This window comes from Bartonella sp. CL434QHHD (assembly GCF_042195145.1).
Classification (GTDB): domain Bacteria; phylum Pseudomonadota; class Alphaproteobacteria; order Rhizobiales; family Rhizobiaceae; genus Bartonella.
Genome location: NZ_JBHINT010000060.1, coordinates 123,690 through 132,582 on the forward strand (window position 1 = coordinate 123,690; position 8,893 = coordinate 132,582).

7 protein-coding genes and 1 tRNA gene are annotated in these 8,893 nt (G+C 35.8%); 4 read left to right on the plus strand and 4 right to left on the minus strand.

Annotated features, from left to right (window positions below; all coding sequences use genetic code 11):
- Positions 1-17: 17 nt before the first annotated feature.
- The 3 genes from cobT to glpD form a co-directional block, all read right to left on the minus strand.
- Positions 18-1,025 carry a nicotinate-nucleotide--dimethylbenzimidazole phosphoribosyltransferase gene (gene cobT, locus ACFILN_RS09640; RefSeq protein WP_375637612.1) on the minus strand — a complete coding sequence of 336 codons (1,008 nt, stop codon included), beginning with the start codon at positions 1,023-1,025 and terminating at the stop codon, positions 18-20.
- A 393-nt stretch (positions 1,026-1,418) separates the two neighbouring features.
- On the minus strand, positions 1,419-2,399 hold the full coding sequence (gene dusA, locus ACFILN_RS09645; protein ID WP_375631111.1) for a tRNA dihydrouridine(20/20a) synthase DusA: 981 nt from the start codon (positions 2,397-2,399) through the stop codon (positions 1,419-1,421).
- Positions 2,400-3,100: 701 nt separating this feature from the next.
- On the minus strand, positions 3,101-4,630 hold the full coding sequence (glpD, locus tag ACFILN_RS09650) for a glycerol-3-phosphate dehydrogenase (protein WP_375631110.1): 1,530 nt from the start codon (positions 4,628-4,630) through the stop codon (positions 3,101-3,103).
- A 344-nt stretch (positions 4,631-4,974) separates the two neighbouring features.
- Between glpD and ACFILN_RS09655 the strand changes: the two genes are divergently transcribed.
- From ACFILN_RS09655 to ACFILN_RS09670, 4 genes are all read left to right on the plus strand, one after another.
- Positions 4,975-5,844 (plus strand): DsbA family protein, encoded by an 870-nt coding sequence (locus ACFILN_RS09655; RefSeq protein WP_375664179.1) that lies wholly within the window; start codon positions 4,975-4,977, stop codon positions 5,842-5,844.
- Positions 5,845-6,089: 245 nt separating this feature from the next.
- Positions 6,090-6,587 carry an acetyl-CoA carboxylase biotin carboxyl carrier protein gene (accB, locus tag ACFILN_RS09660; RefSeq protein ID WP_375643407.1) on the plus strand — a complete coding sequence of 166 codons (498 nt, stop codon included), beginning with the start codon at positions 6,090-6,092 and terminating at the stop codon, positions 6,585-6,587.
- A 14-nt stretch (positions 6,588-6,601) separates the two neighbouring features.
- A complete protein-coding gene (gene accC / locus ACFILN_RS09665; protein WP_273791007.1) occupies positions 6,602-7,960 on the plus strand; it encodes an acetyl-CoA carboxylase biotin carboxylase subunit in 1,359 nt (452 codons plus the stop codon).
- Positions 7,961-8,163: 203 nt separating this feature from the next.
- Positions 8,164-8,239: transfer RNA gene (locus ACFILN_RS09670), tRNA-Thr, on the plus strand.
- Between the two features lie 99 nt (positions 8,240-8,338).
- Here the strand turns inward: ACFILN_RS09670 and ACFILN_RS09675 are convergent.
- A complete protein-coding gene (locus ACFILN_RS09675) occupies positions 8,339-8,542 on the minus strand; it encodes an AlpA family transcriptional regulator (RefSeq protein WP_005865986.1) in 204 nt (67 codons plus the stop codon).
- Between the last annotated feature and the right edge of the window lie 351 nt (positions 8,543-8,893).

Genomic DNA, 8,893 nt, shown 5'->3' on the forward strand with positions numbered 1-8,893 from the left:
ATCCGTCTCATGATCTTTTAGGCATTCAAACTTTCTTGTTGAAAAACGACCATTTGTGCATGTGTTAAAACAGCAGCTTTGACAATACCAGCTGCCATAGCTGCTCCTGTCCCTTCACCAAGACGCATCCCCAAATCTAGAAGTGGTTCTTTGCCAATTTTTTTTAAAAGTTTACGATGAGCTGTCTCAGAAGAAACATGTCCAACAAGGGTATGATCAAGAGCTTTTGGATGCATTTTATAAAGGACCGCTGCAGCTGCTGTTGCCACAAAACCATCTAAAATAACGGGTATTTTTTCTATTCTTGCTGCTAAAATAGCACCAACCATAGCAGCAATTTCACGTCCTCCTAAGCGACGCATTATCTCAAAAGGATCATTGAAATAATCCTTGTGCAAAGAAATAGCTGTCTTAACCGCTGCAATTTTACGCTGATAAAAATCACCTTCTGATTCCATAGCATTTCCTGTCCATTCTTCCACTTCCCCTCCAAACAATGCTAAGCATAAAGCTGAAGCTATTGCTGTGTTTCCAATTCCCATTTCTCCAATACATAAAAGATCTGTTCCACCCGCAATGGATTCCATTCCAAATGCCATTGTAGCAGCCGCACTCCGCTCATCCATTGCGGCATCCTTCGTAATATTCATTGTTGGATATTCTAATGCTAAATCAAATATTTTTAATCCAAGATCATAAGCAATACAAATTTGATTGATAGCAGCTCCACCAGAGGCAAAATTTTCTACCATTTTTTGTGTCATAGATTGTGGAAATGGTGTAATATTCTCCTCTACAATACCATGATTTCCAGAAAAAATAGCGACCAAAGGTCTCGTTACGATAGGTTTTTCTGTACCCCTCCACCCCGCATACCAAACAGCAATATCTCCTAGTTTTCCTAATGTTCCTTGCTCTTTTGTTAAGTCTTTTTGCCGTTTTTTTGCCAAAATTATAGAAAACTCATCAGCAACAGGTAAATTTGTAAGCAAAGCACGAAAATCATCAAATGGACTAGCGGTCATAAGGATACCTTTTAAAATCTACAATGTTTATGAAAATCCCGTCATATATACAGGATATGAATAATTTATTGTTTTTTTAACAGTGCTTTAAAAATGTTAAATACTATGAAAGCAATAATTTCTACATTCTATTTTCAACCCTAATAACAAACGTGCAAGATTCAAAATGTTATTAATATCTTATGATTACCTTTACAGTGATACCCTTAACCTATTTTTTATTTAATAGGCATAATCAGCATGCCGTTTAATATATACATTCCAACAATTCTTATGCATAATAAAAGTTATAAACTTTCAAAAACTTATAAAATTGAAGAGATCAAAATTATCGCAAAGACATCCAAACGCAAAGGATCTCAACTTTAATATATGTTAATTATTAGGCTATTATTAAATGAGAGCATAAAAAGCTTCTTTTAAAATACATATATCTGCATTTGGTTTTGTCGCATCATTTGATAATATTTGCCTCCATCGACGTGCCCCACCCCGCCCATGAAATAAACCAATCATGTGACGTGTCACATGAGAAAGCCGCCCCCCCGATGCAATATGTCGAGCTGCATAATCACACATAACCTCAATAAGATCACTCTCACTCAGATTATTTTGCGTCTCACCATAGAGTTCAAAATCAATATGTTTTAACAAAGCTGGATTATGATAAACTTGGCGACCAACCATGACAGCATCACAGAAAGTTAAGTGTTCTTTGATCTCATCAATCGATTTAATTCCACCATTTATCCCAATGAATTTATGAGGATATTTACGTTTTAATTTGTAAACTCTTTCATAATTAAGGGGCGGAATATTACGGTTTTCTTTCGGACTCAATCCTTGCAGCCATGCCTTGCGTGCATGTATCCAGAGCGCATCACATCCAGCATTCCAAACCTGATTAGCCAAAAGATCTAACGCTAACTCTTCATCTTGTTCGTCCACTCCAATCCGACATTTGACAGTTACAGGTATAGTAACCTCTCGTTTCATCGCTTCCACGGCATTTGCCACAATGTCTGGATGTAACATCAAACAAGCCCCAAAGACACCTGCTTGAACACGATTTGATGGGCACCCGACATTAAGATTTATTTCGTTGTAGCCAAAATCCTCAGCAATTCGTGCAGCTTCTGCTAACTTTTTCGGATCAGCCCCCCCTAGTTGTAATGCAACTGGACATTCTTTATCGCTAAAAGCCAACAATTGTTCGCGAACACCATGAATGACAGCATCTGCTACCATCATTTCCGTATAAAGGAGAGCTTTTTTCGTTAAAAGACGATAAAAAAACCTGCAATGTCGGTCTGTCCAGTCCAACATTGGTGCTACTGCAAATTTTATAGTCGATGGAAGGTTGTAAAATATCATGAGGGTATTACTCTCATGTCCCTATAGCTCTCTCTTTATACATAGAAAAATACTTACTTTTAGTTTACGGAAAATTTTATTCTCTTATACTATCATGAGTATAATAACAGTTCATTATTTTCAATTGATATCAAGGTTTACTACAATCAATCATGATAAAACACAATTTTGCATTTCTCATAGATTAGTGTTCAGGTATATAAACATGAAAAAAGAAGATTTTCACCATAATATAAAAAACTCATTTACAAGTTCTTCTTACGCTCATCAAGCCTCCATCCTTACATGATTTAGCACAGCATTTAAGATAATAAATGCTAAACTAACACATTATACAATTTTTTATAATAGATTTAATTTTCTTTAGATTTTTTTTAACTTATTGTGCAAATAAATGCTACAGAAAGTATCTTTATCTTCTCCTAAAGAAAGAATAAAAATCCTTATTTCACATGAATATAATTATAAATCATTTTTTTTCAATGAGTTATTCTTGGTAACATTCTTGAATTTCACTTTATAAGATAGACAAATTTCATCCTAAATATTCTATCTAATTTTGCCATTTTATGATTCTTGCAAAAAAAACTAAAATCAGGGTATAGACAGCCATTGCCTTTTTAATATCTATGACTGATATCAGTATCTCTTTAAGGAAAATATTTTACAATATTGCAGATAAAATCTGTAAAATGAAATGATCATAAAAGTTGTTCAATCTCTTGTTGGCTTTGCATATAGGAAGAAAGAGTACCAACCTCTTGTTCATTAAATAGGAGACCCAGTTTTGAACGACGCCATAACACATCTTCACATACTTTAGCCCATTCTTTTTCCATCAACCATTTTACTTCTACTTCATAAAGCCCATGTCCAAAATTTTTTCCTTTATTTGCCTTACCATGTGCAAAGATCACCAATGCTTCCGTACCGTAGGAGCGTGCAAGCCTGCGATGTGTAAAAGCATCTAAATCTGGCATCAAAAGAGCAATCCTATTTTCGATTGTATCTAATTTGTTATAGGGAAAATCACCCCCAGGAAGCACTGCCTTAGCCGTCCATGATGCTCCCTTTTTACCAAGCTCTTTTTCAACAAATTTCATCGCATCTTCAGCCAACTTACGATAAGTTGTAATCTTTCCACCATAAAGATTAAGAATCTTTGGTGTTGTTCCTGTTCCCATTTCTTTTAAAACATAATCGCGCGTAATTTCTTGTGCTTTTGAAGCTCCATCATCATAGAGTGGACGAACTCCAGAGTAAGACCAGACAATCGTTTCAGGCAACACTGGTTGTATGAAATATTCACTGGCTGCTGCACAAATATAATCAATTTCTGTCTCAGTAATATGAACGTCAGCCGGATCTCCTTGATAATTACAATCTGTTGTTCCAAGCAAGGTAAACTCTTCTTGATACGGAATAGCAAATATAATACGCCCATCACCATTTTGAAAAATATAAGCACGATCATGAGTATAAAGCTTGGGAACCAAAATATGAGAACCTCTAACAAGCCGTACTGGTGGATGTTCTTTACAATCTAATATGCTTGCCAAAACATGATCAATCCAAGGTCCTGTCATATTCGCGACATAAGAAGCTGTGACACTATATTCTTTGCTACTTAACTTGTCTTGAAGAAAGATACGCCATTTATTGTCTTCTTTTTTTAAAGAGAGAACTTCTGTTCGTACTTTTATATCAGCTCCCCTCTTTTCTGCATCACGCGCATTGCCAATAACTAAACGCGCATCATCTACTCTTGCATCAGAATATTCAAAACCTCTCTGATATTCTTTCTTCAGTGTAGAGCAAAATTTTTGTGAAAAATTAATCGTTTTACTGCGCCACAATTTCTGATTCCAATTCCCTAAATAATCATAAATAAAAAGTCCAAAACGCAACATCCAAGCAGGGCGCAATTCTTTATGATAAGGAAGGAGAAAACGCAAAGGACGCACAATATGTGGAGCCATGCGTAAAATGATCTCGCGTTCTTTCAATGCTTCACGAACAAGTTTGAACTCATAGTGTTCAAGATAACGAAGCCCACCATGAATAAGCTTTGTTGACGCACTTGAGGTCCCAGATGCAAGATCGTTCATTTCAGCCAATCCCACTTTAAAACCGCGTCCTGCTGCATCTCTTGCCAATCCACACCCGTTTATCCCTCCCCCAATGATAAACAGCTCATAATGTGTTGTGGTTTTCATAATTTCACTTTTCATTATTTAATTTTTTTCTCAGTACTCAATAAAGCAACAGGAAAAAAATAATACAAGTGTTCTTCATTGTATTATCAACGTACTTTTTCCTAAAATAAACACGCACAAAAAGCTTTTGATATCCTTATACATCAAAACAACATTTGACAAATTAAAGAGATTTTTTTTATCTTTTACAAAACATAATCCTTGCCAAACCAAGGTTCATCATATGAAATCTTTTTAGAGAAAAATTGATGTTTTTTCTCATTCTTAAAGACACACTATAGCTAAATGCTTATTGCACATAGAGAGCGCTTTTCATATAGTTCACTCAATGACACCCTAGAAAATGTGAAGGTATACAGATGAATTATCACTCTCAAAACTCGAAAATAACACTTCTTTCAAAAATTTTAGTCCCAGTTATGTCGAGTATTTTAATCTTTTTACCTTCTTTATCAAACGCAACATCACACTCAAAAACAGCAAATAATTTAAGCTTAGAAAAGCTTAAAACACAACTTTTGGAAGATTCTAGCTTTTTATCTAAGCTTAAAGAAAAAATGATACCACATACTGATTCTCATCATATTCAACAAATTGTCAGAGAGTACCTTCTTACTCATCCAGAAATTATGATTGAAATGCAGCTTATTCTTCAAGATAAGCTGGAAAAACAGAATGAATACGAAAACCAAAAACAAACTTCTGTCATTCATTTGTTAGAAAAAGAAATTTTTCATTCTCCTCATGACGCTGTTTTGGGAAACCCAAATGGTAAAAGAGTGCTTGTCAATTTTTTTGATTACAACTGTGGATATTGTAAAATTTCCTATTCAAATATAGAAGACTTGATAAAAGAATACCCAGATTTAAAGGTTATTATCAAGGATTTACCAATTTTAAGCTCTGATTCTATGGCAGCCCATACTGTTGCCTACGCATTTCGAAAACAATTTCCAGAGAAATATCCTCAGTTTCACAAAACGCTTTTAATGTATCAGGGTCGTGCAAATGAAGCTAAAGCTATTAAAGTAGCTGTTTCATTAGGAGCAGATGAAAAAAAACTACGTAATGCAATAAAAGATCCCACTCTGCAAAACGCTTTTAAAGAAAATATTCAAATTGCCTCTACACTTCATATTACGGGAACACCTTCTTACATCATTGGTAATAAAATATTCATTGGCGCAGCCAAACAAGATATTCTAAAACAAGCGATAGACAATACATAGTGAATTCCTGATCCGTTTTAGAAAGAATACTGTAAATGAGGTAATTTTATGCTTTCTCTTTTTTGACAACAGGCTTATAAGTGCAATTTTGCGTAAAGCAGATACGAGTTTTAAATTGCAAAGTATAATAATTTAAAGGAAATAAAAATCTTTAAAGCCTCAAAAGATGTCATCCCTAATCTAGAGATATTCGGTCATAAAATGAGATAATGACGATCTTCATTGATCAAGGAGTTAGAAATAAAATGACAACAAAAAAAATGGATTCGGCAAAAACCGCAATTGATACGAAAATTATTCGTGATCTTGCTGAAATTTTGAATGATACAAATTTAACGAACATTGAAGTTGAACAAGGGGAGCTTCGTATTTGTGTCTCACGCCAAAATACCTTAATTTCTTCTGAGCAAGCAATCTATGCTCCTGTTTCTACTCCTACTTTTTCTGTAACATCTTCTCCAGTTCCAACAGCTGAAGCTCCTATACAATCTATCCAAGAAGATAAATCAAAAAACACAATAACCTCTCCCATGGTTGGAACAGCTTATCTTGCACCTTCACCAGGCGCGCAACCTTTTGTAGAAGTAGGACAAAATGTTTCTGAAGGGGAGACATTACTTATTATTGAAGCCATGAAAACAATGAATCAAATTTCATCACCACGCTCAGGCACAGTAACCACTGTTCTTGTCAAAGATGGTCAACCTGTTGAATTTGGTGAACCACTTATTATTGTTGAATAAAGCGAGGGGCAACCATGATTCGAAAAATCCTCATTGCTAATCGGGGAGAAATTGCTCTTCGCGTTTTACGTGCATGTAAAGAACTTGGCATAAAAACCGTGGCTGTTCACTCTACCGCTGATGCAGATGCAATGCATGTTCGTCTTGCTGACGAAAGTGTTTGTATTGGACCTCCTCCCGCTCGCGATTCTTATTTGAGTATTCAGCAAATTATTGCTGCTTGTGAAATTACAGGAGCTGATGCTGTTCATCCAGGTTATGGCTTTCTTTCTGAAAATGCAAAATTTGCGGATGTTCTAGAAGCCCATGATATTACATTCATCGGTCCAACAGCTACTCATATCCGAATCATGGGAGATAAAATCGAAGCAAAGAAAACCGCCCAAAAACTTGGTATTCCTGTAGTTCCCGGTTCAGATGGGGCCGTCACTGAAGAATCAGATGCTTTACGCACTGCTCGTGAAATTGGTTATCCAGTTATTATCAAAGCTTCTGCCGGTGGTGGTGGACGTGGTATGAAGGTTGTTCATTCTGAACAAGAATTTTCTATAGCTCTCAAAACAACACGTTCAGAAGCGAAAGCTGCTTTTGGTGATGACGCTGTTTACATAGAAAAATATTTAGAAAAACCCCGTCATATTGAAATTCAAGTCATAGGTGATGGTGCGGGAAATGCTATTCATTTAGGAGAACGCGATTGTTCACTTCAACGACGGCATCAAAAAGTATGGGAAGAAGCTACGTCACCTGCACTTAATGAAACAGAACGGAAAAAAATTGGAAGTATTGTTGCAAATGCCTGTGCCAAACTTGGATATCGTGGAGCTGGTACTATTGAATTTCTTTATGAAAATGGCGAATTTTATTTTATTGAAATGAATACACGTTTACAAGTCGAACATCCTGTAACTGAAGCAATTACAGGTATAGATTTAGTCCATGAACAAATCCATATTGCATCAGGCTGTAAGCTTTCAGTGACACAAGATGAAGTCTGTTTTTCTGGTCATGCCATTGAATGCCGTATTAATGCAGAAGATCCTATTAACTTTACGCCATCACCTGGAACCATTACACATTTTCATACACCTGGAGGTTTAGGGATTCGTGTTGATTCAGGCGCTTATTCAGGTTATCGTATCCCTCCTTACTATGATAGCATGATTGGAAAGCTGATTGTTCATGGACGTACCCGTTTAGAATGTATGATGCGTTTACGGCGTGCTTTAGATGAATTTGTTGTCGATGGGATAAAAACTACACTACCTCTTTTTCGCGATCTTATTAATAATCAAGATGTTGCTGATGGTAATTATAATATTCACTGGCTTGAAAAATACCTTTCTCATCAATCAAAGTCTTCAGATTCGTAATTTGATAGCAAAATAGTGCATTCTTATAAAAGATTCTATAAGATATCAACATAAGGATAGTGCCAACCTTGCTGTAAAAAGTGGTAAAAGAGGAAATAAGTTAGTTATTTTTATTTATTATATAGTTTTCACTTAATATGCACAAAATTTGATAATTTTCTGTTTTCCTTTTTGTGAGTTTGTGCTAATCCCTACATGGTTACGCCCTTATAGCTCAGTTGGTAGAGCACCTGATTTGTAATCAGGGGGTCGGGAGTTCGAGTCTCTCTGGGGGCACCATTTTATTTCTTAAACATATTGAAATATATAGTTTTTTTCTTTAAATAGCTATTTTCAGACCACCTTTTAGACCACCTTCTACAGTTTATATAATTTTACCTAATTTGTTCTTATTTGCTCCTTATTTTTCTTTGGAGTGAAGGCTAAGATCTCTTTTTTTCTCCATCTCACTGCTCTCCCTAGCTTATATGGCTCCGGAAACAACCCCTGAAGCACCCAATTGCGAATCGTTGTTGTGGATACACTAAAAAGCTGTGCACACTCACGTGTCGTTACATATCTATCTCCATCATCAAATATCATCTCATTACCTTTCTCTTTTTTATGTTAATTAAATGGGTGGGGGGCTGGAAGGCATGTGAAGCACTCCAACTTTTAAAAATTTGCAAGTTTATTTTTTAGATGTGCTTAATTTCATATTCCCAATCAGGCAATTGAGTAAGAGCTAATGCGAGTTGTCCTCTATGACACATGCATACATTGGCNATGGGTGGGGGGCTGGAAGGCATGTGAAGCACTCCAACTTTTAAAAATTTGCAAGTTTATTTTTTAGATGTGCTTAATTTCATATTCCCAATCAGGCAATTGAGTAAGAGCTAATGCGAGTTGTCCTCTATGACACATGCATACATTGGCTTCAAAACAGGTGATTGC

What these genes read in the sequence shown, in the direction of transcription:
- cobT (WP_375637612.1), bottom strand. Translation starts at nt 1,025, where the DNA reads ATGACCGCTAGTCCATTTGATGATTTTCGTGCTTTGCTTACAAATTTA.
- dusA (WP_375631111.1), bottom strand. Translation starts at nt 2,399, where the DNA reads ATGATATTTTACAACCTTCCATCGACTATAAAATTTGCAGTAGCACCA.
- glpD (WP_375631110.1), bottom strand. Translation starts at nt 4,630, where the DNA reads ATGAAAAGTGAAATTATGAAAACCACAACACATTATGAGCTGTTTATC.
- ACFILN_RS09655 (WP_375664179.1), top strand. Translation starts at nt 4,975, where the DNA reads ATGAATTATCACTCTCAAAACTCGAAAATAACACTTCTTTCAAAAATT.
- accB (WP_375643407.1), top strand. Translation starts at nt 6,090, where the DNA reads ATGACAACAAAAAAAATGGATTCGGCAAAAACCGCAATTGATACGAAA.
- accC (WP_273791007.1), top strand. Translation starts at nt 6,602, where the DNA reads ATGATTCGAAAAATCCTCATTGCTAATCGGGGAGAAATTGCTCTTCGC.
- ACFILN_RS09675 (WP_005865986.1), bottom strand. Translation starts at nt 8,542, where the DNA reads ATGATATTTGATGATGGAGATAGATATGTAACGACACGTGAGTGTGCA.